Source organism: Millionella massiliensis (assembly GCF_900104655.1).
In the GTDB taxonomy this organism is placed as follows: Bacteria; Bacteroidota; Bacteroidia; order Bacteroidales; family Rikenellaceae; genus Rikenella; species Rikenella massiliensis.
The window spans coordinates 1,833,843-1,857,108 of record NZ_FNWD01000002.1 but is presented as its reverse complement, the minus strand read 5'-3'; the positions used below and the strand labels follow the sequence as shown (position 1 = coordinate 1,857,108).

The 23,266-nt window shown below is 56.4% G+C and carries 20 protein-coding genes and 1 riboswitch; of the genes, 4 read left to right on the top strand and 16 right to left on the bottom strand.

What is annotated here, in order from left to right; all coding sequences use genetic code 11:
* Positions 1-81 precede the first annotated feature (81 nt).
* The 14 genes from BQ5379_RS07175 to rpsU all read right to left on the bottom strand — a co-directional run bounded on the left by BQ5379_RS07175 (position 82) and on the right by rpsU (position 15,805).
* The gene (locus BQ5379_RS07175; RefSeq protein ID WP_083377645.1) at positions 82-1,848 is read right to left on the bottom strand and encodes a lysophospholipid acyltransferase family protein; all 1,767 of its coding nucleotides are present in this window, start codon (positions 1,846-1,848) and stop codon (positions 82-84) included.
* A 105-nt stretch (positions 1,849-1,953) separates the two neighbouring features.
* Positions 1,954-3,837, bottom strand: coding sequence for a tRNA uridine-5-carboxymethylaminomethyl(34) synthesis enzyme MnmG (gene mnmG / locus BQ5379_RS07170; protein ID WP_071134804.1), 1,884 nt, complete (start codon positions 3,835-3,837; stop codon positions 1,954-1,956).
* Between the two features lie 2 nt (positions 3,838-3,839).
* Positions 3,840-4,292 (bottom strand): rRNA maturation RNase YbeY, encoded by a 453-nt coding sequence (gene ybeY, locus BQ5379_RS07165; protein ID WP_071134803.1) that lies wholly within the window; start codon positions 4,290-4,292, stop codon positions 3,840-3,842.
* A gap of 12 nt (positions 4,293-4,304) precedes the next feature.
* On the bottom strand, positions 4,305-5,495 hold the full coding sequence (locus BQ5379_RS07160; protein ID WP_083377644.1) for a murein hydrolase activator EnvC family protein: 1,191 nt from the start codon (positions 5,493-5,495) through the stop codon (positions 4,305-4,307).
* Between the two features lie 46 nt (positions 5,496-5,541).
* Positions 5,542-7,248 carry a tetratricopeptide repeat protein gene (locus BQ5379_RS07155; RefSeq protein ID WP_159431229.1) on the bottom strand — a complete coding sequence of 569 codons (1,707 nt, stop codon included), beginning with the start codon at positions 7,246-7,248 and terminating at the stop codon, positions 5,542-5,544.
* 259 nt (positions 7,249-7,507) lie between these two features.
* On the bottom strand, positions 7,508-7,945 hold the full coding sequence (dut, locus tag BQ5379_RS07150) for a dUTP diphosphatase (protein ID WP_071134800.1): 438 nt from the start codon (positions 7,943-7,945) through the stop codon (positions 7,508-7,510).
* Complete coding sequence (locus tag BQ5379_RS07145) at positions 7,933-9,381, bottom strand: lipopolysaccharide biosynthesis protein (protein WP_071134799.1); 1,449 nt, start codon at positions 9,379-9,381, stop codon at positions 7,933-7,935. The genes dut and BQ5379_RS07145 overlap by 13 nt, the downstream gene beginning before the upstream one ends.
* Positions 9,382-9,399: 18 nt before the next feature.
* Positions 9,400-10,410 carry a LuxE/PaaK family acyltransferase gene (locus BQ5379_RS07140; RefSeq protein ID WP_071134798.1) on the bottom strand — a complete coding sequence of 337 codons (1,011 nt, stop codon included), beginning with the start codon at positions 10,408-10,410 and terminating at the stop codon, positions 9,400-9,402.
* Positions 10,410-11,621, bottom strand: a complete 1,212-nt coding sequence (gene hflX / locus BQ5379_RS07135) for a GTPase HflX (RefSeq protein WP_071134797.1) — start codon at positions 11,619-11,621, stop codon at positions 10,410-10,412. Before hflX ends, BQ5379_RS07140 begins: the two co-directional genes overlap by 1 nt.
* 137 nt (positions 11,622-11,758) lie before the next feature.
* Entirely contained in the window at positions 11,759-12,664 is a 906-nt protein-coding gene (locus BQ5379_RS07130) for a hypothetical protein (protein WP_143039411.1), read from the bottom strand.
* Positions 12,665-12,712: 48 nt separating this feature from the next.
* Positions 12,713-13,627, bottom strand: coding sequence for a hypothetical protein (locus tag BQ5379_RS07125; protein ID WP_143039410.1), 915 nt, complete (start codon positions 13,625-13,627; stop codon positions 12,713-12,715).
* Positions 13,628-13,760: 133 nt separating this feature from the next.
* Positions 13,761-14,261 carry a hypothetical protein gene (locus BQ5379_RS07120; RefSeq protein ID WP_071134794.1) on the bottom strand — a complete coding sequence of 167 codons (501 nt, stop codon included), beginning with the start codon at positions 14,259-14,261 and terminating at the stop codon, positions 13,761-13,763.
* A gap of 64 nt (positions 14,262-14,325) precedes the next feature.
* Positions 14,326-15,342 (bottom strand): Holliday junction branch migration DNA helicase RuvB, encoded by a 1,017-nt coding sequence (gene ruvB, locus BQ5379_RS07115; protein ID WP_071134793.1) that lies wholly within the window; start codon positions 15,340-15,342, stop codon positions 14,326-14,328.
* A 271-nt stretch (positions 15,343-15,613) separates the two neighbouring features.
* Positions 15,614-15,805, bottom strand: coding sequence for a 30S ribosomal protein S21 (rpsU, locus tag BQ5379_RS07110; RefSeq protein ID WP_071134792.1), 192 nt, complete (start codon positions 15,803-15,805; stop codon positions 15,614-15,616).
* An 824-nt stretch (positions 15,806-16,629) separates the two neighbouring features.
* On the opposite strand from rpsU, the gene BQ5379_RS07105 reads away from it, so the two are divergent.
* The 4 genes from BQ5379_RS07105 to yidD are packed head-to-tail and all read left to right on the top strand — an operon-like array spanning position 16,630 to position 19,082.
* Complete coding sequence (locus BQ5379_RS07105; protein ID WP_071134791.1) at positions 16,630-17,484, top strand: DUF4271 domain-containing protein; 855 nt, start codon at positions 16,630-16,632, stop codon at positions 17,482-17,484.
* Positions 17,485-17,488: 4 nt separating this feature from the next.
* Complete coding sequence (locus BQ5379_RS07100; protein WP_071134790.1) at positions 17,489-18,376, top strand: uroporphyrinogen-III synthase; 888 nt, start codon at positions 17,489-17,491, stop codon at positions 18,374-18,376.
* Between the two features lie 44 nt (positions 18,377-18,420).
* Entirely contained in the window at positions 18,421-18,873 is a 453-nt protein-coding gene (locus tag BQ5379_RS07095; protein ID WP_071134789.1) for a ribonuclease P protein component, read from the top strand.
* Positions 18,810-19,082, top strand: coding sequence for a membrane protein insertion efficiency factor YidD (yidD, locus tag BQ5379_RS11040; RefSeq protein ID WP_083377643.1), 273 nt, complete (start codon positions 18,810-18,812; stop codon positions 19,080-19,082). The genes BQ5379_RS07095 and yidD overlap by 64 nt, the downstream gene beginning before the upstream one ends.
* 283 nt (positions 19,083-19,365) lie before the next feature.
* Here the strand turns inward: yidD and BQ5379_RS07090 are convergent, their stop codons facing one another.
* Positions 19,366-21,555 carry a TonB-dependent receptor gene (locus tag BQ5379_RS07090; RefSeq protein ID WP_083377642.1) on the bottom strand — a complete coding sequence of 730 codons (2,190 nt, stop codon included), beginning with the start codon at positions 21,553-21,555 and terminating at the stop codon, positions 19,366-19,368.
* A gap of 17 nt (positions 21,556-21,572) precedes the next feature.
* Positions 21,573-22,634, bottom strand: a complete 1,062-nt coding sequence (locus tag BQ5379_RS07085) for a YncE family protein (protein ID WP_071134788.1) — start codon at positions 22,632-22,634, stop codon at positions 21,573-21,575.
* A gap of 130 nt (positions 22,635-22,764) precedes the next feature.
* A riboswitch (cobalamin riboswitch) is annotated at positions 22,765-23,029 on the bottom strand.
* Positions 23,030-23,266 lie beyond the last annotated feature (237 nt).

Genomic DNA, 23,266 nt, shown 5'->3' with positions numbered 1-23,266 from the left:
GGCTCCGCACTGCTCCACTCACAAGACACGACATCGCAACGGAATCACGGCTGCCCGGTCTTACGCCCCCGAAGCGCTCACTTATCTCGCCATCCGGACAATTTCGGCTTTGGGCACCTCCTGGAGATCCAGAATCAGCATTGCATCCAGCGCATCGCCCTGCGCGGGATCGACATTGAAGCCCATGACACGCCCGCCGAGCTGCAAATATTTGCGCATCAGCATCGGCATACCCTGTCCCGAGGGGTCGACATCGCGTACCAGCTTATCGATCGCGTCAGCCGAACGGATGCTGCGCACGAGCGACTCATCGACAACCGCACGACCCAGCGCACCAACTCCGTTCCGCGGCACCGCATAACGGGCCAGCTCACTGTTCCAGTGGTTCGCCTTGACATAATCGACCAGTAACCACTTGGCAGCCACGGCATAACCGCTCGGCATGGTCACAGGCCCCATCAGGTAGCGATACGACGGATTCTCCAGCAAGACATGCATCACACCCCTCCACAACAGCAGCATCGTCTGCGAACGGCAGGCATAGCCCGACACGATGAACGAGCTTCCCAGTTCAATTGACTGCTTCAGAACCTCTTGCAAATGGCGCGAAAACTCGAACAGCGTGTAGGAGTAGAACCCCTCAAATCCGCGTTTTTCCAGCAATTCATCGCCGAAACCGACCCGATAGGCACCGACAACGGCCCGCAAACGGGCATCCCAGACAAACAGGTGGCGATACAGATCGTCGTGCGGATCACTGGCATCGGGCAGACTTCTGCCTGTTTCGCGAGCCGCCTCTTCGCGCAGACGCGCGATCTCGTGCATGGTCATAGGAATATCGGCCATCGGAGCACAGTAGAGGCACATATCCCCCACCCGCGTCACCATCCGCGTATCGGCAATGGCATCCAACTCGCGTTGCAACAAGTCGGGGTTGACCGGCGCAATCTCTTCGACTGCCCCTTCCGTCTCCTCTTTTTCGGATTTGCCACGTACGGCTTTATTCGCCGCCTTAGCCCCTTCCCGATCCTCCGAGGCATCAGAAGCCAGCAGCGAACGCAGACAGTAGACGTTTGCCCGCAAGAAATCGGAAATACTTTGCACATCACCGATCTCGCGGATCAGTTTCGCCGAGACCGGAGCACCCATCACAACCGGAACCGAACATCCCTTTTTATTGGTCAGTTCGAGCGGCAGGCGCACGGTTTGCAACATCGGGTGAATTTTCCCCAACAGATGGAACTTCAGGCTGTTACTTCCATCTACATAGGTCGGAATGACCGGCACACCAGCTTTTCGGATCAACTTGGCCACCGAAAGCGACCAGGGATTGTCTTCGATTTTCGAAAAGGCCTTTTGGTAAGTCGAGACATCACCGGCGGGAAATACCACGAGCGGTTTGCCGCTTTTCAGGTGTTCCACAGCACTCCGTGCTCCCTTGATATTGCGTCTGTTTTTGTGGTAGAACGGATCGACTGGCAGAAAAAAATCGTTCAGCGTATCGATTCTCGACAGGGGGAAGTTTCCAAGAAATTTCACATCGGGTCTGATCCGGGCGACCAGCACCATCAGAATCAGGCCGTCCAGCGCACCATAGGGGTGGTTGGAGACAAGCACGAAGGCGCCTTTTCGAGGGATAACGTCAAGTCTGGGCTCACCGGCAATGCTGACTTCGAGCTGATCGAGGACAGCCTGGGCGAACTCCACCCCCTCTTTCGTCGAAGCCTCGGCGTAGAGGTGGTTGATTTTATTGATACCGAACATCGACTGAACCAGTTTGACGATGGCCCGGTTCAGTACGGTGGTATAAGGAATACCCAGATCGGAATTACCCACTAATTTTTTCATAATCTACAGCCCTGGGGCAGGAATTTCTTATCAGGAAACTTCATCAAATATACCCTTTTCGGTCGAGTTTTCCAAATGGCCAATTGTTCCACGTGGAACACTACCCTACCGACCGAAATAGACCAGCAAAACGTTAATATCAGCCGGCGAAACCCCCGGAATGCGCGATGCCTGAGCAATCGTAAGCGGCCGGATACGGGTCAGTTTCTGACGCGCCTCGATAGAGAGTGAATGCAGCGCCTCAAAATCAAACCCGACGGGGATCTTGATTCCTTCGAGCCGCTTCATCTTCTCGGCCACCATACGTTCTCGCTCGATATAGCCGGCATATTTCGCCGCAATCTCGACCGCCTGGACATCCTCCTTCACTGCGCCGATTTCCAGCATAAAACGCCTCAATTCGGGCAAAGCATCGGCCATCGCGGCAAGGGTTACACCGGTACGCAACAGAAGTTCGACCGCCTTGCGCCGCTGAGTGATCGGCGACTCGCCGACCGAAGCCAGATAACCATTCACCTCCTCGGGTGCAACATTCATCTCATTCAGCCGCTCGGTGAGTGCCTCGATACGCCCTTCTGAAGCCGTAAAAGCCTCCCAGCGCTCGTCCGTCACCAGACCGATCCGTCGGCCGGCCGGTGTCAAACGGCGATCAGCATTATCCTGACGCAACAGGATGCGGTATTCAGCACGACTCGTAAACATACGATAGGGCTCATCGACCCCCTTGGTCACCAGGTCATCGATCAACACGCCGATGTAAGCCTCGTCGCGGCCCAAAATAAAGGGCTCTTCGCCACGCAGGCTAAGCACCGCGTTGATTCCGGCCATCAGCCCCTGTGCCGCAGCCTCCTCGTAACCGGTCGTACCATTGATCTGACCGGCAAAATAGAGCCCCTCTACCCGCTTGGTTTCGAGCGTATGGTAGAGCTGCGTCGGCGGAAAATAGTCGTATTCGATGGCATAACCGGGACGGTAAATCTGGACATTTTCGAGTCCTTCGATCTGCTGCATGGCCGCCACCTGCACCTCCCAGGGCAGCGACGACGAAAACCCGTTCAGGTAGTATTCATTCGTCGATCGCCCCTCCGGTTCAAGAAACAACTGGTGCTGCTCCTTATCGGCAAACGTGCGCAACTTGTCCTCTATACTGGGACAATAACGGGGCCCTTTGCCTCGGATAACACCGGTGAAAAGCGGCGAACGGTCGAAACCCGTACGCAGCGTATCGTGCACCCGCAGCGACGTATAGACCAGATAACAAGGCATTTGACGCTCGAACGGAACAGGCTCGACCGAGGGGAGAAAAGAAAATTTTTCGGGCTGCTCGTCACCATACTGTGGTTCGAGACGTGCAAAATCGATCGTTCGCGCATCAAGACGGGCCGGCGTCCCGGTCTTCATACGGTCGACTTCAAAGCCGATCTGGCAGAGCTGCTCGGAGAGTCCATGACTCGGCATATCGCCGGATCGGCCTCCCTCGGCCTGCGCCGTCCCCACATGCATCAGACCGTTCAGGAAAGTTCCGTTGGTCAGGATAACGCGACGCGCCCGGAAACGCACGCCGAGTTGCGTCACGACCCCCTCAATCCGCTTATTATCATCGGAGAGCAGCAGTCCCGTTACGCTATCCTGCCACATGTACAGGTTGTCCGTCGAGTCCAGCACCCTCCTCCACTCCCGCGAAAAGGCATACTTATCGCACTGTGCCCGCGGGCTCCACATGGCGGCCCCTTTCGAACGGTTCAGCATGCGGAATTGAAGCGTCGTCCGGTCGGTTACAATGGCCATCTGACCGCCCAACGCGTCGATTTCGCGGACAATCTGCCCCTTTGCAACGCCTCCCACGGCCGGATTACAGGACATTTGGGCCAGTTTGTTCATATCCATGGTCACGAGCAGCGTTTGCATGCCCATATTGGCAGCAGCTGCAGCCGCTTCGCAACCGGCATGACCTCCGCCGACCACCACAATATCGTATTCGAATTTCATCTCTACTTACGGTAGTTTACTCCCTCCAGCAGCCCTACGGGGGCTTTGGCGAGATAGTGATTTTCACGTTCACGCATTTTGGCAGCATCGGGATCGGTTTTATCCTTATACCCGGCCAAATGCATGACACCGTGAATAATAACACGCAAAAGTTCCACGTGGAACATCACCTGATACTCCTCCGAATTGGCCTTGACCGTGTCGACGCTGATGAACAGATCGCCCGACAGGACACCGTTTTCGCAGTAGTCAAACGTAATGATGTCCGTAAAATAGTCGTGGTGAAGGTAGTGACGATTGATCTCCAACAGATAGGGATCGCTGCAGAAAATCACATTGATCTCACCGACCTTGAACCCCTCCTCCGCGACCGCCGCACGTACCCAGGCCGAAACGTCACGCTTGCTGCCCGAGATGTTGAATTTCGTGTCTTCCGAGTTGAACGTTATTGCCATAGTATATCAGTTTTAACGCCGGATCCAAAGTTCCGGATTCAGGTTTTCACTCTCTTTCCAAACCTCGAAATGGAGCGTAGCCTGCTGGCCGGGAGCGGCCTTGGCCACCGTTCCGATCGGTGTGCCCTCCATCACCTTCTCGCCCTCACGCACGAAAACCGATTCGAGATTGGCGTAAATCGTCAGGTAAGAACCGTGGCGAACCATCACCGAGTTGCCCAGTCCCTGGAAGAAAAAGACCTTGCGCACCTCGCCGGCAAAGACGCACTGGACCTGGCTGCCGGCTGCGGCCGCCATGTTCACGCCCTTGTTGTTCACCTTGACGCCCTTCTGTGTCGGATGGTTGTGGAGTCCGTAGCTGTCCACTACTACCCCATCGACCGGGCGCATCAGTTTGCCCTTTCGAGCCTCGAACTGGGCCGTCAGCGGGCCGGATGCGGCAGCCTGACCACCCGACTTCTTCACCTCTTCCTTGACCGCTGCCTGTAACTGACGTTCCAATTCGGCAATCTGCTTGCGACGCTTTTCTGCCTCGGCCAACAGCTGCTTCTCTTTTCCCTTCAGCGCGTCTTGGGTCTTCTTCAACTGCACGCGCTCGTTCTCCAACTCCTTCACTTCGTCGGCATGCTGCTTCTGCAACTCCGAAAGTTGACCCTTCCGCTCATTGAGCTCGGTCACTTCAGTTCCGAGCTTCTTGCCGAGGGCTTCGATCTCAGCGGCCTTTTTCTCCAGATCGGCACTGATTTGTTTAACATAATAAAGTCTTCGTGCCGCGTCTGTAAAGTCACGCGCCGAGAAGATGAACGAGAGAAACGAATTATTTCGATAATTTTTGTAGGCGATTCGAATAAGTGCTGAATATCTGCTCTTTAGCTCATCGTACTCCTTTTGGAGCTGCGAGACTTCAGCGGACTTCGACCGCAGCTCGCCCGAGAGGCTTCCCATCTCGCTTTCGATGCCGCTGACGATCTTCTGTCGCTTCTCGATTTTGGTCCCGACCAATTTCAGGTGGTCGAGTGTCGTCCCCTGCTCCTTCCGGGTGTCGCCCACCAACTTGTTGATTCGGGCAATCTCGGCTTCGGCCTGTCGGATCTCCTCACGAACATGCTCCTGCCCTTCGGCCAGCATCGGACACGCGGCCAACAGCGCCGCGAAAATCAGCATGCGATGTAACCGGTCGGTATATCGGGTAGGTCTCTTCATAACTTAGCGATTCGACACGCAACGAAAAATATCTGCCGCCCCTTCTCTACTCGCCCAACTGACGCAGACGTGCTTCGATCACGACACCATCGGCACCGGCTTCGAGCGCACGCTGCCAATAGGTCTGGGCCATGAAGGTCTGGCCGAGAGCGTAGAGGATGTCACCATAGTGTAACAACAGTTCGGAACTGTTGTTTGCATCGAGCACCAGTGCACGACGCATCACAGTCTGCGCCTCCTCGTACCGGCCCAACTGGTAAAGCACCCAGGCATGGGTATCGATATAGGTGGCATTCTGCGGCTCCAGTTCATTGGCTTTCTCTGCCATCTGCAAAGCTCGTTCCAAATCGCGCTGTTCCTCGCTCAGATAGTATGCGAAGTTGTTCAGCACGATCGGGCTGTCGGGCTTGAGTTTCAACGCCTTCTCGTAATACCGATAGGCCGATTTGTTATCTCCCTGCAGATGGGCCATATCGCCGCAAAAACCGTATGCCGAACTGGTGATGGAGTCGTTCCGGGAGTAACGGATCACCTCGCGGGCCGTCTCAATGGCCGCCAGCGTATCGCCGGCCTGAAATTGCGTATAAAGCTTGGTCATGGCCAACTCAGGGTTGTGCGGGAACTGTGCCTCAGCCAGTGCAAGGTATTTGGTCACGGTATCAGGCTGTTCGCGGTATTGGGCCAGCTCAATAACGTCGCGATAACACTGTATGGGGGCACCACCGAGGGTAATCTGATCGGTCAGATAGCGGTGGGCCAGGTCGAATTGACCACTGTATAGCAGGTGTTTGGCATAAAAAGCCTTTGCTTTCGGGTCGTCGGGTGCGGCTTGCAGCGCTGCATTGGCCAAACGGGCCATATAGACGAAATACTGCCGATACACGTCGGGCCGGCTCTTCACGTATAGCTCGAAATATTGCTCCTTATCCTGAATCGGGAAGTCGCTATGTTCGAACACGGGAACCAACGCCTCCAGAAAGTCTGGCCAAACATCATTAATGCGATAATACTCGGCCAGCGCAAGACGCGGAGCCAGCGCCGCGGAATCAATTTCGATGGCCGTATGGTAGTTGGCCAGCGCCACGCTGTCACGCCGCAGGGCAGCAGCCAATTCGGCAAACTGTATGCGGAAAGTGGGGTTGCCGGGCATCTGTTCACACACTTCCGACATATAGTCGTAGGCATCGGAGTAACGCTCCTTGCGGATCAATGCCTGACGCTTCAGATCGACAAACGCAGGGCGCAGACCGCCACGTACCTCGGCCGTATCGATCAGCTCAAGCACTTCATCGTAACGGGTGGCTTCGTTTTTGAGTACGGCCAGCAGAAACATCGTCTCGAAATCGGATGAATCGCTCGCCAACAGTTTTTCAAACAGCGGTTCGGCCTGAGCATAGTTACCGGTCATGCTCAACATCCGACCGTAATTGTCAATATAATCGGTACAAGTGGAGTCCAACAGGTAGGCCTGACGGGCATAGACAAGCGCTTCGGCAGGCAGAGACATGTCACGTGCCAACATCGACAGACGGTAGTACGACGCCGCATGCTGAGGAACGCGTCGCAAAGCGGCTTCGAACATCCGTGCTGCCTGACGCGCTGCACCGAGATTCTGCAGCCGTACTCCCTCAAGGTATAGATATGAGGCATGCTCCTGCTGCCTGAGCCGGCTTCCGCGGGCATCGGCGGCAACAGTCGAGAGGATGATCAACAAACTACTGAAAAACAGATATATGGCACTTCTTTTAAGCATACGATGGTCTTCACTATACATCAGTCTCACAACGGCGTCAGCACGACATGCACACCCTACCCCGCCCTACCCGACCGACAGTTCACCGGCGCGCAAGCTGTTCACACAGCCACGGCAACGACCTTCCCTCCACGGACGACGGGTAACAACGCTCGCTTTGAAAATCACCACACGCCGGTCCCCGAACACTCCCGAGAGCGAAAGGACGGAATACTGAATAAACGGTCGCCGGTAGGCGGATGTTGCGACGCGGAGGGGATTAGTGCGAACCGGTCGAGCCGAATCCACCCGCCCCGCGCTGCGTCTCGTCCAACACCACGGCCTCTTCCCACTGCAACCGCTCGTAACGGGCAAAAACGAGTTGCGCTACGCGCTCACCGGGTTTCAATTCGAAGGATTCGTTCGAGAGGTTCACCAACAGCACTTTCAGTTCACCGCGATAGTCGGGGTCGATCGTACCGGGCGAATTGATCACCGTAATACCGTGTTTGGCGGCCAGTCCGCTGCGGGGGCGCACCTGGATTTCATACCCTTCGGGAATCTGAAAATAGAGCCCCGTGGGCACCATCACGCGCTGGAGCGGTGCGATCGTAATCGGCTGGTCGATGGCGGCGCGCACGTCGAGTCCCACCGCCTGGGACGTTTCATATGCCGGCAGCGGATTGCCGGAACGGTTGATAACCTTTACTTTTTCCATAACGAACGAATGCTGCGGCCCCGGAGTTCAACTTTGAGGGCCGTCAGGAGGTAAATCAAAAGTAGTAAAAAATTGAGCGTAATACGTCCCCAGTCAGGCAAAAGGGCCGTTGCATAGGAGAGCGCAAAGATGACACCGCCCAGCAGGAAATAGAAACCGATACGACGCAGGTCGAACGGAACGGGAAAATATTTCTGACACAGGCAGTAACTGAGCGTCACCATCAGCACCATCGAGACGACGCGTGCCACGGCAGCCCCGTAATACCCCATCTTCGGGATGAGCATCATGTTGATAATCAGCGTAACGACCACACCGAATCCGGTGATGTAGATAGCCACTCGGGTCTTGTCGGCCGCCTTGTACCAGAACGAAAGGTTCACCAGAACGCCGGCCAGCAGATTGGCAAAGAGCAACAGCGGAAGTATCCCCATCCCTCCCCGGTAATCGGAACCGACGATGTAGGCAAACTCCTGGTCGAAGAGCGCCAGCAGCAGGTAGATGGCAATCCCGGCAATGATGAAGTATTTGGTGGCGGCGGCATTGGCCGACCGGAAATCCTCCTTCGAAAAGCCCTGAAGGAAGAATGGCTCCGCCCCAAGGGTGTATATCTGCCGGAAAATCATCAGCAGGGCTGCGATTTTCACCACGGCGGTATAGATCCCGAGCTGCGCATCGGCTTCGCCGGGAGGCAGCATGTAATAGATCAGCTGGCGATCGATAAAGTCGCCCGAAACGCCCATGATTCCGGCCATCATCAGCGGAATCGAATAGGTAAAGATGCTGCGGAGCAGACGCATCGAAAAGGCCGACGAGACGAGCCGCAAGGTATTGGGCAACAGCAGCAACAGCGACACGGTGCTGGCGATCAGGTTGGCCACGAGCACCCAGAGCGGATTGGTCGAAGCCCCCGGAATGTAGGTGTAAAAGAGGATACAGGCAACGAGGTTGACCAGCACCCCGCTGACGTTGACCACCGTGTAATAGACGGCCTTGCCCTGCTCGCGAAGGGCGGCCAGCGGTATGGCGGCAATGTTGTCCACGACGATCAGAGCAGTCATCGCGGCGATACATTCGGGCGCAAGACGCATCGTCTCGGCCAGTGAATTGTTGCCGAGCCCCATCAGCAGCCCGAATAGCAGGGCCATGAAGCTGACGGCTCCCCAGGTGGTGGTGAACAGCTGGCGTTTGTCGCCGAGCGTCTGACACTTGGCGGCATAACGGAAGTAACCGGTGGCGAGCCCCATGGTCAGGATCACGTTGGCAAAGGGGATGATCCCGTACAGCAGATTCACCTGACCGTAGGTTGCGTCGGGCATCACACGGGTCAGGAAGGGGGTGAGCAGGTAGTTCAGAAACTTGGAGAGAATGGCGCTGATGCCGTAAACGGCGGTCTGCGAGGCCAGTTTTTTGAGGAGTTGCGCTGCCGATGCCATGAGTTCGATTCCTTTCTCTTATTCGATCAACATGTTACAGCCGCGCAGCTGCGCGCCTTCGATACGCCCCAGCACGCGGAACGAGCCGTCGTCGTAGACGATGCCGCGATCCTGAATGGAGAGGAACGAACAGGACCAAAGGTTGGCCAGGTCGATAATGTCGATACCGCCCGTTTCGCCGGCGGACAGAGCCGTGAGCGGACTTTGCAGGTCACGCGTGCGGACGCGCATCCACGGGGGACAACGGAACAGTCCCTCGCCGGCAGAATAGGCCTGCGAGAGGAGTTCGGTCATGCCGTACTCGGAGTGGATGACTCCCACCCCGAACGCCCGACAAAGGGTCGTGTGCATCTCCTCGCGCGAAATTTCGCGGCGGCGCCCCTTCATCCCTCCGGTCTCCATCACGACGGCGTCGGCCGGAAGCGTCAGCCTGATTCCGTGCGTCTCGAGGTACTCCGCATAGTCGAGCAAGGCAAAAGCCACCCCAATCAGGAGGATTTTTTCGCCATTTTGAGCCGCTTTTTGCAGTTCTTGGGTCAGTTTATCGTGGTCGTAGAGAAAGAAGCCTCCACGGGCCCGATTTTGAGCCTGCAACCGCTCCACCATCCACACCAGCGAGGAGCCGCTGCGTTCCAGGTAGGAGGGCAACAGCGCAAAGATGCTCCACCGGGAGGCCGGACCGTAAAAATGTTCGAACCCGCGACTGAACGACTCGTCGTAAAGTGCGGCCACAGCCACTTCGTGGCGACTGGTCTCGCTGCCGGTGGTACCGCTGCTGGTGAAGACCGCTTCGGCCTGACGGTCGGGATCGGCGCTCCAGACACGGTGGGTTTTGAACAGCTCGACGGGCAGATAGGGAATATCCTGCACGCTCGAAACGGCTGCCGGATCGATGCCGAGCAACTCGACGTATTGCCGATAGGGGGCGCACTGACTGGCCTGAAAACGGAAAATGTCGAGTGCCAGGGCTTCGAACCGGTCGTCCGAAGTGGTATCGGTGAAAATTCGGTTTGGGAGGTTGTCTGACATCAGTAGAGGTAGTTGTTGAACGGGTATCGGCCTTCGTGAATCTCACGCACCATACCGTAAAGATCCTTGCGCAGGCGGTCGATGTTGGTTCGCTCGCGGGCCGAGATGAAGATGCAGGGTTTGCCGTCGTTACGGGCAATCCAACTGTGCTGCAGCTGCTCGAGGGTCCAGTTTTCGCGCGTCTCGGGCAGCAGGTCGTCGGCCTCTTTCCGTACGTAGGTGTAGGCATCGACCTTGTTGAAGATCAGGAAGACGGGTTTGTCACCGGCTCCGATATCGCGCAGGGTCTGGTTGACGACGTTGATCTGATCCTCGAAACCGGGGTGCGAAATGTCTACCACGTGGAGCAGCAGGTCGGCCTCACGCACTTCGTCGAGCGTCGACTTGAAGGATTCGACCAGTTGAGTGGGCAATTTGCGGATAAATCCGACGGTGTCGGAGAGCAGGAAGGGGAGGTTTTCGAGCACAACCTTTCGCACGGTGGTGTCGAGCGTGGCGAAGAGTTTGTTTTCGGCAAAGACTTCGCTTTTGCTGAGCAGGTTCATCAGGGTGGACTTCCCGACGTTGGTATAGCCTACCAGCGCCACGCGAACCAGTGATCCGCGTCCGCTGCGCTGGGTAGCCATCTGTCGGTCGACCTTGACGAGCTGCTCCTTGAGGCGTGCGATGCGGTCGCGAATAATACGCCGGTCGGTTTCGATCTCGCGCTCCCCTGCCCCACCACGGGTGCCGGTACCGCCTCGCTGACGTTCGAGGTGGGTCCACATCCCGGTCAGCCGGGGCAGCAGGTATTGCAACTGAGCCAGTTCGACCTGGGTCTTGGCATAGGCCGTGGTAGCCCGCTGGGCAAAGATGTCGAGGATGAGCCGCGTACGGTCCATGATCTTGATGCCGAGCTCTTTTTCGAGGTTTCGGGTCTGTGAGGGCGAGAGTTCGTCGTCGAAAATGACGATGCTGATCTCGCTGTCGGTCAGATACTCCTTGATCTCCTGCAGTTTCCCGCTGCCGACAAAGGTGCGCTTGTCGGGATAGGGCAACTTCTGGGTAAAGGTGGCTACGGTCTCCAAACCGGCCGTCTCGGCCAGAAAGCGCAGTTCATCGAGGTACTCCTCTACTTCGCGTATCTCCTGCCGGTCGCGGATGATGGCGACCAGAATGACTTTTTCGTTCTCCTGTTGTGCGATTTGCTGGTTCAGTTTTCCTTTCTCCATACACCAATAAATAAGGCGGCCGGCATGGGTATCCGGCCACCTACAAATTTACGCTTTTTCGCCGAAAGCACGCACAATGAGAGTCCTCACTCTCACCATGCGGCCACTGTCCGACCGAAAATCATTTTTCCTGATCGCTATTTCTTTTTTGTCCGTTCGCCTGGAGCAGCCTCGGGTTTCCCGTCTATTTCCCCATCGACCATACCCATCCAGTTAGCACGGAGCTTATCGGCAAAGCCGCGACGATAGTGCACCTCGCCGGTCCAGGAATCGATAGCCAGGTCAAGGTACATCTCTTCGCTCACTTCGGTGCTCTCGGCCAGCTTCAGACGGATGTACCAGATACCATTCTGTTTTTCGTGGCAAATCACCTGATAGTCGCTCATCCGGAACTGACGCGGATCCCACAACCAGAGTTGTTTGGGCAGGATATTGACTTCAGATTTCGATCCGTAAAGTTCGGAACGGAGCTTTACTCGGAACTCCATCGCCGAGACCAGTGCATCGACTTTTTCAGCCATCAGTTTGGCTTCTTCGGTCTTCTTTTCGTTTTTGAAATCGGGCATACCGGGACCTTCATACGGACCGATTTTACCCATATAAACGGCAATATCGCCTTCGGGAATGGTCGCCAGGTTCAGTGCCGCCTCGCCACTCTGGGAATCGATAGCCAGATTGAGTTTGAAAAACCCGTTGACGGTATCCATGCAGCTGAGGTCAACGATCCACACGTTGTCCGAATCTTTGGCAACGCTGTTGACCGCATAGTGCTCCTTGTCGATGAGCAGTGCACCGCCCATATCCATCATCAGCCACAGCGGGAAATCGGGCGTTTTGGTAAAGTATCCCTGCACAGAGGCGGCGTTACTTGCGTCATCCTGGAGGGTATTGGGTACGAATTGAAAACGCATCTCTTCGACCCATTTCTCAATTTGCGCAGCATCGGGTGCCGCAGTTTCTTCCTGTGCCGAAACGGTTCCGACGGCCCCAAGCAGACAGACTGCGATGGAGAGGAACAGGACTTTCATTTTTTCAATTTTCATATAGTTGCTTGTTAGGTAAGGTTAGGTAGAGGATTCTCTGCTGAAGGATCAGTTGGACGATGTAAAGGTACACGCTCCGCGATAGTGCGTCCAGTTTTTGAACAGAAAGTCGTACAGTCCCGAACGGCTGTAGGTCTCGGCCGTACGGGCATTGATGGAGTAATCGAGCACGGTTACTTTCTGATGGCGGTTTCTGCTTTCGGGGAATTCGAACCGTACGTACCACGTATCGTTGTGCTTTTCGAGGTAGACGAGCCGGGCAAACTGACGTTCGAGCAGCGTGGGGTTAATGGTCCGGCTTCCGGCCCGGAAGTTGAGACTCGGCACCAGCCGGTCAAGCATCTGCTCCGACTCGGCGGCGTTCTGCGCGGCACGTTCGTTTTTGTAGGCATACCGCAGATATTCGGGGAAGATATATCCCTGAAACAGAAAGGTGGTATCATTCCGATTGGTCTCGAATTTCTGAGGCGGCAGCGCTCCACGAGCGGTCTGCTTCACTTCGAGCATGGCCTTTCCGGTTTCGGCTTCGACCAGGAACTGGAGGTCGAAACAACCGTTGAGCGAATCGGAACAACTGAAGTGTAGCGACCGGATATCGACTCCGTCGATGGTGCGCTGTTCGCTGCGGTTCAGCATGAAATGCTGTCTATCCACGTATAGCGGCCCCCCCATGTTCATCATGACCCACAGCGGAAAATCGGGCGAGGGGCGGTACTTGTATATGGCGTAGAGGCCGTTGACCTGTCCGTTCAGCGTACCGGGAATAAATTGAAAACCGACCACGTGCAACAGGCTGTCAACCATATCACGCGGGGTTTGTCCGCGGAGGGCGGCCTGTTGGGCCACCTGTTCGGGTTGGGAGAGCCGTTTTTTTGCCGTTGCAGGGCCGAGCGCACCCCAAACGAGGATCACGGCCAGCATCGCTGCGCCGATCAGCTTGCAAGATAAGGTTTGTGTGCGCATTTCCGGGATTGTTATTGAATTTAAAGATACACTGTTTCTCCTTTATTTGCAAGGGGTTCATGTATTTTGACGGCAAAAAAAATCCGGAACCCCCGTCAAAGGGATTCCGGATGAATATGGGCTGTCCGGACGATTAGTATTCGCGGATGTTGCCTTTGTAGGTGATCGAGTTGGCACCACCGGGGTTGTTCTGGTCGAGCGATTTGTTCGAACGAACCTTGAGGGTGGCAATACCGGTTTTCGAGTTAACGGCAAAGTTGAAGTTCAGGGTGTTACCGTTGTCGGCGGTAGCTTTCATCTGAACAATCCAGTTGTCTTTTTTCTTTTCGCACGATACCCATTCGTAGCGGTTGGTGTTCACGCCGGGGCAGTTGGTCATGTAGACTTCGAGCGAGTTGGGACGTACTTTGGTGTATTCGTACCGGTTGATGGTGGTGGTACCGGTGTTGGTCTGGATGTATTCGTAGGGTACGAACTGGAAGTTTTTAGCCGGAATCACGCGGTCGATCAGCTGAGCGTTCAGCATCTCTTTTTTGGCTTTTTCGGCAGCTTTTTCGGCTTTCGATTTCTTCTGTGCCTGGGCGGAGAAGGTGACGGCCATCAGGGCGGCCATCAGCAGAATCACTTTTTTCATTGCAGTTTGGTTTTATGTATTGGTTTTGTGTTCTATTACTTGGACGTTCGGTAACGTCTGCGGTTTAAAATTGCAGTTCACCCTGTTGGATCACTCCTCCGGGTAGGGGGACTCCGAGGTGTTCATAGGCCAGCGGGGTGGCTTCACGGCCTCGGGGGGTCCGCTTCAGGAACCCCTCTTTGATGAGGAAGGGTTCGTACACCTCTTCGATGGTTCCGGCGTCCTCGCTCACGGCGGTGGCGATGGTGCCTAGCCCCACGGGACCGCCGTTAAACTTGTGGATAATGGTCGAAAGGATCCGGTTATCCATCTGGTCGAGGCCGCGGGTGTCGATGTCGAGGGCATCGAGGGCGGTGCGGGTGATGGCCAATTCAATCCGTCCGCTGCCCTGCACCATGGCGAAGTCGCGCACGCGGCGCAACAGACCGTTGGCGATACGGGGGGTGCCGCGCGACCGACGGGCGATCTCGGCTGCTGCCTGATCCTCGATCGGGATGCCGAGCACGGAGGCCGACCGTTTGATGATTCCGGTCAGGGTGGCGACATCGTAGTACTGGAGGTGGCAGTTGATGCCGAATCGTGCTCTGAGGGGCGAGGTGAGCAGTCCGCTGCGGGTGGTGGCACCGATCAGTGTGAAGGGGTTCAGCTTGATCTGCACACTGCGGGCACTGGGGCCTTTGTCGAGCATGATATCGATCTTGTAGTCCTCCATGGCGGAGTAGAGATACTCCTCCACGATGGGACTCAGGCGGTGTATTTCGTCGATAAAAAGAACGTCTCCCTCACCGAGGTTGGTGAGCAGCCCGGCCAGGTCGCCGGGTTTGTCGAGCACGGGTCCGGAGGTCACTTTCATGGTCACACCCAGCTCGTTGGTGATGATGTTGGCCAGAGTGGTCTTCCCCAGTCCGGGCGGTCCGTGGAGCAGGACGTGGTCCAGCGCTTCGTTGCGCATGATGGCGGCTTTGATAAAGATGGAGAGGTTCTCCACGATTTTATCCTGACCGCTGAAAGCGCTGAGTTCCTGAGGTCTGATCTGCTCGTCGAACTCCGTGTCGCGCTCGATATTTCGTATATCGCTCAAACTTTTACTCCGAATTTACCCCCTAAAGGTAATCATTTTTTGATTAGTCTTCCCTTCATCCCTCTATTTTTTACCGATACGGGGCATATTTTTCAGCACGAAAGGGTCGTGCCCGGGGTTTCGCGGGGTGTCAAAAAAGAGAGTGCCACGTTTCACAGAGAAACGGGCACTCGATATTCTGAAAATATTTCTACGCCTATGCGGGCCGGGAAGCCTGGACAACACCTCACTCTTCAATCGCAGGCAGCCCTACTCTCCCCCGCTCGGAAGATTACTCTTCTTCGCGCTGCAGGCTTTGTACGTAGATGGCTTTGAGGCGCTGAACGCGGTTTTTCACCGAAGGTTTGGTGAAGTACTGGCGAGCACGGAGTTCTTTGATGACGCCGGTTTTTTCGTATTTACGTTTGAATTTTTTCAGAGCGCGTTCGATGTTTTCGCCCTCTTTGATCGGCATGATTATCATGGTAGTTCTTTTTTTAGTGGTTAAAGTTTTGTGTGAAAAAGAGGTTCGGAGCGTTACGCCCTCCCGGCGGCAGCTCCCGATCGGGTTTCGTACAACGGGGACCCGATTTGCGAATGATTGAACTGAATTCGTTTTGTTGTTTAGTTCGTTTTCCCTCTAGGAAAAACGGTCGATGAGTTAACCTTAACCTCCTTTCAATTACCCTGTCCTCAGGGAGTTTCGGAGCGCAAAGGTAGCAATTTTTCCTCTCCCGGCCAACAGTTGTGTCCGCCCACGGCTCGAAATTTTCTTATTTATGAATAAAAAGTATGTAAATATCATTTTATGAAAGAAGAATAAGAATGGTTGTGAATGGCGTTGATAAAAAGTCGAAATTCCGGTTGCACAATCAGATATGAACACTCGATTGATTTTTTGTAAACATTTTTCCACGTCGTATTTTGCTGATAAACAGTACATCGTGTGAAATATCAACAGCTTCGGTCCGAAGAGTTATCCACGGTGTTCCGGGCTGTGGATTTTGTCGGCAATCGGGGGTGCTACGGGCAAAAAGGGTGTTCATGAAAAAAAATATTTTTTTGTTGGACGGGAATCGAATTTGTGCATATGAATTTTTCGATCGGAACAAACAAGAGGCTTTGCCCGAAAAGTTTGAAAATTTGCGCACAGCCGGTTCACAAACCTGTGAAAATAATTCTCTTCTGAAAATCAGTCGATTGTATATCTGCAAATAAAAATGTGCACACCTTATACACATCGGTTCCGGCGGAAAACCCTACCTTTGTTCCGGTTGTGAATATCTGTCGATTATTGCCGCTTTTCGCATGGAGTCGCCCGCCATATCCTATATATATGATTCGGTTAGCCACACGGTCGTTGCACATGCACCGTGGGACGATGCCCTTTGGCGGCAGGCTGGCGATTCGGTGGTGCCCGACACCGCCTGGCTGCTCCACCCGGCTGCCTCGCCCGCCGAGGTCTGGGGAGCCGGTTCGTCGATTGCCGGCGAAATGCAGTCGTTCGGTCCGCTCCACCGCATGGAGGCCGCGGGAGATCCGTGGCAGACGTCGGTCGTGATGGTGGTGCTGATCTGTTTCTATTGCTACCTGCTCTATCGCTACCGGCGCGACCTGATGAGTTGTCTGAAAAACATCGGCAGCACCGAAAACACCCTCACCCTTATGGAGGAACAGGGGGCCGACTTCGCCTATTTCCTGCGCAATGGCATCGTGCTGGCCATTCTTGGGGCCTCGTCGCTGATTATGGCCTGGCTGGAGCTCCATTTGCCCCGTATCGCGAGTTATTACCTCTTTCTGGGAGCCGTGGCGGCCAGCCTCTGCGTGGTGCTCTACCGACGGGTCGCCTTCGGAGTGATGCAGTGGCTCACCGACGACAAGTCCATCTTCCAGGAGGTTACCTTCATCAACCGCATCGACATTACCTTCATGGCTGTTTTTTATACCCCGATTGCGGTGATCGTCGGGGTCAGCGGACGTCTGTTCGACCTGGGCATGATAGCGCTTCTGGCGCTTGTGGGGTACCACTTCCTGGCTCTATATAAATACTTTAGATTGCGATTGTTTTCTAAATTGCAATGGATTTTGTACCTTTGTGCCGTCGAAATTCTGCCGGTGAGCTTCATTATAGCGCTGGCGATTCGGAAGAGTGGGATCAATTAAACATATGCCGAACACCTTGAAAGTAAAGAGAATACTTGTCTCTCAGCCGGCTCCGGCCTCCGACAAATCACCCTTTTCGGAACTTACCTCAAAACACAAAGTCGAAATCGATTTTCGTCCGTTCGTCACCATCGAAGGTGTCACCGTGAAGGAGTTCCGTGCCCAGCGCGTGGATGTTCTGGCCCACACGGCCGTCGTCTTCACCTCGCGCAAAACCATCGACCAGTTTTTCCGTCTTTGCGAGGAGTGCCGCATCGCCGTCCCCGAAGATATGAAATATTTCTGCGTCACCGAGGCCATCGCGCTCTACCTGCAGAAATACATCGTCTACCGCAAACGCAAGATCTTCTACGGTACCGCCACCTTTGCCGATTTGATGGACGTGGTGGCCAAACACAAGGATGAAAAATTCCTCGTGGCCCTCTCCGACCCGCACAAACCGGAAATCCAGCAGCAACTGGCCCGCACCGGGGTGAAATATACCAAAATCATCCTGACCCGTTCCGTACCGGCCGACCTGTCGGACATCGACATCACCAAATACGAGTTGGTGGCATGTTACAGCGCAGCCGACGTCAAGGTGCTGCACGAGACCTTCGCCACCCTGCCTGAAGGGATGATCGTCGCCACGCTGGGTAACGCCACGGCCCGCGAAGCACTCAAATCCGGCCTCCCGGTCGATATCCTGGCCCCGACCCCGAAATATCCTTCGCTGACCATGGCCATCGACAAATACATCGCCGCACTGGGCAGCGGTGCATCGGTCGAAGAGTTCGGCGTGAAGGAGCTTCCCGAACCCGTCGTGGCTCCCGTCGTGAAGAAAACGACCAAAACCAAATCCGCTTCAGCTGCCGCCAAAACCTCGGTCAGCCGTCGCGTAGCCGCCAAATAAGACCCGTCGTCCCCTCGGGGGCGGGAGAATAGCATTCAGAAAGTATGGACAGTTTGTCGAGCAGTTCAGCCATTACGGGGCGTCATACGCTGCCCAAAGCCGAACGGCTTGCCGGACGCAGCGACATAGGACGCCTCTTCGCTCACGGAGAGGCGTTTTTGGTATATCCCGTCAAGTGTACCTATCTTTTTCACGGCGATGGTCTGAATCGCGTGATGGTGATCGCCCCGAAACGTAACCACAAACGCGCCGTGGCGCGCAATCTGCTCAAACGCCGGATGCGCGAAGCCTATCGGCTGCACAAGGAGATGCTCGACGAGGCGGGCGAGGGGAGCGGTCTGAAAGTCGATCTGGCACTGTCGTACGTGGCCAAGGGCGAACCGCTCGATTACCGGACCATTGAGCGGGCTGTCGTTTCGATTTTGAACAAGTTATGCACAATCCGCAACCAACGCCGGATGAGCGCCGCGGATGGCGCTACTGGTGCCGCCGAATAGCTTCGGCTCCGTTTATCGGTCTGATTCGGTTCTACCAGGCAGCTATTTCGCCGTTGCTGCCCAACGCCTGCCGATTTACGCCGACCTGTTCGCAGTATGCACTGGAGGCTTTTTGCAAATACGGCCCCTTCAAAGGGTTCTATCTGACCGTCCGTCGGCTTCTTCGCTGTCATCCCTGGGGCGGAAGCGGCTACGATCCGGTTCCGTAAAATCAGTCAAAAGAGCGGGCCGGGCAGGGGATACGCTCCATGGTCGTGCAATCTGTTATTTTGGAAAAGCAGATCGGCCGGTGTCCGGGCGTGTACGGAAATCCCCTTAAGGTTTAAGGCAATTCAGTGTCAAATGATGATCACCATTCAATAGACGTTATTAACAACGTTGTTAATAATTATTCAAGAGGCTGCTGGAATGAACATTCAATCATTCCGGCAGCCTCTTTCGGTAAGGGTATTGGGGTGAGGTGCGGTGTCGCGAGGAGAGTGGGGGAGAGGGTTATTTATTGCCCCAGCGCGGTGAGAAGCCGATGAAAAGACCGTAGTTGCGTCGGGCCATCGGCCGCGAAAGCACCGATTCGTACTCTTCGTTGAACAGGTTGTTGATAGCTCCCTTGACCGAAAGCTCCGCCCAGCGGAACGAGAAACGCTTTTCGATCGACAGGTCGTTCATGAAGTAGGGGGCCAGCACGCCGAAACGGGTTGTCGTTTCGTTGCTCGAAGTGGTGTAGCGTTCGCTGTAGTAGTTCCACTTGTAGGTCAGCATCCACGAACGCCAGCTGAGGCGTCCCGTCACCGAGGCCGAGTAGACCGGGATATAGACCAGCTGTTTGCCGATCGATTCGTCGGCCCAGCTCTGCGGGTCGCCGTGGTTGATCGACCGTGTGATGGCGAAGTTGCCGTCCAGTCCGAGGTGCCATCCCCGGCCCAGATCGGCCGCCAGGTTGGCCTTCACCTCCAGTCCGTAGGCATGCACCTTCCGTACGTTGACCGGCGACCAGAACCCTTTGAAGGTGGGCAGCCAGGTGATCCAGTTGTCGATCCAGGAGTTGTAGGCCGTCACCTCGCCCTTGAATCCCACGCGGTGCTCTTTCAGATGCGGGTCGCCCACGGTGAACTCCACGCCGGCGTCGTAGGTCCATCCCCGTTCGGCTTTCAGCGTGTCGTTGCCGCCCGGCATGAAGTAGAGGTCGTTCAGGGTGGGGTAGCGGTAGTTTCGGGCCGCCGAAGCCTTGAACAATACCTGGCCGCGGCGCGAAAGCAGCACGTCGACGAAGAGGGCCGGTATCAGCGGCGTGGTGTTCCGTCCCCACACCTCCTCGCGCAAGTCCAGTCCGAGGCCGACCCGTTCTGTGGGGCGGTACTTGACGCCGATCAGGCCCGACAGTTCGAAACGCGCCTCGTCGTAACCGACATTCGATTCGCCGCCCGACGAGTTGGTCACCGTTCGGTCGGAGCTCTGTACGAAGTGCTGGTTTCCGGTCACCCGGGCCGTGAAGAGCCATTTGTCGCCCAGGTAGTAGTCGGCTCCGAATTCGCCGTACAGGGTCTGGGCGTAGCTCTGCGAGCGGATCATCTCGACCAGCGGTTCGTCGCCGCCCGGGTCGCCCCAGTAGTGGTATCCCAGATCGGTGTAGGTGTAGCCGGCGCGAGCCGACAGTCGCAGGTTGTCGCGCAGGCGGTTCCAGCTGGCCACGGCGCGGAGCGTCTGTTCGTCCTGTTGGTTCCGGCTGCGGCTGTCGGTCTTGTAATCGACGTTCAGCATCGGAACCCCGCGGCGCGAATTGAGGTACCAGACCGACAGACCCCAACGGTTGCCGTTGCCGGTGTCGTAGAAGAGGTCCTGGACTACGTGCAGGTCGCGATATTCGCCGTTCCGGTTGCGCTCTTCGGGATAGTGGTAGCCGACGATCTCACCGTCGGGATCCGTCTCGTACTCCTTTTTCCGGTAGTTGGTGTAGGGAAAGTCGTTTTCGGAGGTGACGTAGTAGAAGCGGGTGGAGGTCTGCCACCGGCGGTTGCCCCAGCCGATGCGCAGGAATTCGTCGTAGGTGTCGAAACTGCTGATTCCCTGTACGAATTTCAGACCGATCCCCTCTTCTTTCGCGGCGTGTGTGCCGAGACTCACAGCACCGCCCAGTCCGCCGCCGGTCACCCCGACCGAGCTGGCCCCGTGGTAGAGCGCGGCATCGTCGATCAGGTAGGAGGGGATCAGCGAGAAATCGACCATCCCGAGCATCGGCGAATTCATCTTCATGCCGTTCCAGGTCACCTGTGTGTGCGACGGTGCGGTGCCGCGGAACGAGGCGGTGGCCAGCGTCCCGCGACCGTACGACTTGATGAAGATCGAACTGTTCTGCGAGAGTACGTCGGCCAGCGAATTGGTGATGTTTTCGCGCAGGACGGTGGTGTCGAGCGGTGTTTTCTGGGCTCCGATGTCGCGCAGGCTCCGCTGGGCGCGAACCGTCACCGTTTCGGTGCGGAGGGTGCGTTCCTGAGCCGTGGCGGCGGGGTGCGAAAGGGCCAGCAGCAGGACGACCGGTACGAGAGTCCGATAGAGGCTGCGGCCTAACCGTTTGAGCCGGTCGCCATGGGTGGGAGCAGCCGCTGCAGGCGGAATGGAACCCCTTTGGGGCTTTCGGTGGCCGAAAAGGAGGTGCTGGTGTGGTATGGGGGAGTAGGTTTCCATCTCGTATCGCGGCGTGCTTATTTGAAACAAAAGGCTCCGGGAGTGATGCCGACCCGAACGGTGTCGAGTGGCAACCCCTGCGGCGTGAAACGATAGACTACGCCTGACTGCACGTAGTCGATGGCGTCGGCGACGTAGATTTCCGACGAGAGCGGATGGATGCCGAGGCCGTAGTAGATGGTGCCGGAGTAGGGGACCAGGGGCACGGCGGGCAGGTCATCGGATTCGACAGGCATCTGCCAGATTCCGCGGTCGATGTAGTAGAGGGTGTCACGGGAGCCGTTGAGTGTGACGCGCGAGGGGCTGTTGTCGATCGACATGGGGAGCCGGCGTTCGATCGTGAGGCTGCGGGCATCGATCCGCCAGAGGGCGGGTTTTTCGTGGCCGTAGGGGCTGCCTTCGTAGCCGCCGTCAGTGAGGGTCCACAATTTTCCATATTTGTCCAGCGCCAGCGAGGTGGGTTGGATGCCGACCGTGATCGAATCGATCAGCTGGTCGCTGCGGCTGTCGATCACCAGAATCTTGTTGTCGTAGGACCAGCAGTTGGTGAAGACCGTGTCGCCCCACTGGACCATCTGTTCGGCCGACTTGTGGCCGTTGAGCGGGATGTGGCCGGTGATTTCGAGGGTCTGGGGGTTGAAGATGGTGATGCGCGCGTCGTAGAGGTCGGTGACGTAGGCCTTGGTGTCGCTCACGAAGTGGACGTAGCGCGGCGAGACGAGTCCCGTGAGGGTGCCTGTGACGCGGAAGGTGTCGGGGTCGATGACGAAGATCACGCCGGAGTTGTTCACCACCAGATAGCCACGTCCGTCGTGGATGGTCATCGACTGGGCTACGTCGCCCAGGGCGATGCCGTTGGCTCGGGCGAAGATTTCGTTCTGAACGCTTCGCTTGCTGGGGATGTAGTACGAGAGGGTGGCGTTGCCGTACATGAAGTTGCCTTCGCAGAGGATGAAGACACCGTCGCCGGCGGGCGACGTGCCGTCGAAGGACTCTTCGTCCATCGGGCCGTAGTCCATGCAGGCGGTGAGGCTGCACGCCAAAAGGGCAATCAGTATGCGTCGGATGGGGTTGTTCATCGTCAGTGTGGCCTTGGGGGCGGTTAGGCTCTGCGGGAACGGCTGCCTGACGGGGAACGGGAATGTCGGATGGAGGTGGAGCGTGGTTCGTTCCGGTGGTGTCCGCGCCTATTCGCCGTAGGGTCGCCGATCGGGAGAGGGGGCGAAGGCAGGTCTTCTGACTCGTTCCTGTCGCGACGCCTTCCCGGCCCCACGGGGGCCAGTGGCTGAGAGAGTCGTGACGGCGTGATTCTCCCGGGTAGCGGATGGACCCCGGTGGGGGCCGCGGACGGGAGAGAAGCGGAACTTACAGCAGCGGGAACTGTCGCCGATTTGCACGGCGTTCCCTTTTAATCCGGTGACCGACGGGTGGGGTTGTCGGTCAGCATGGCGGAACCATCGCAGGGGACAAAGGTAGTGTTTTTCAGTCGGATTCGGAACCCGGAGGCGTGAGAATCGGCCGACCGTAGCCGCGGTTTTCCGGCAGGAAGCGGGGTAGAGCGGCAGAGGGATTGCCGGAAGCCCTGCGAAGGGCAAGAAAGCGTTGCCGGCAGCTATCGAGGTCAGCGGCGATCGGGTCCGAAAGGAGGGGAAAACAGAAAAGAGACGTGCCGTCTCCCGCCATGTGGAGACGACACGTCATCAGAGCAGAT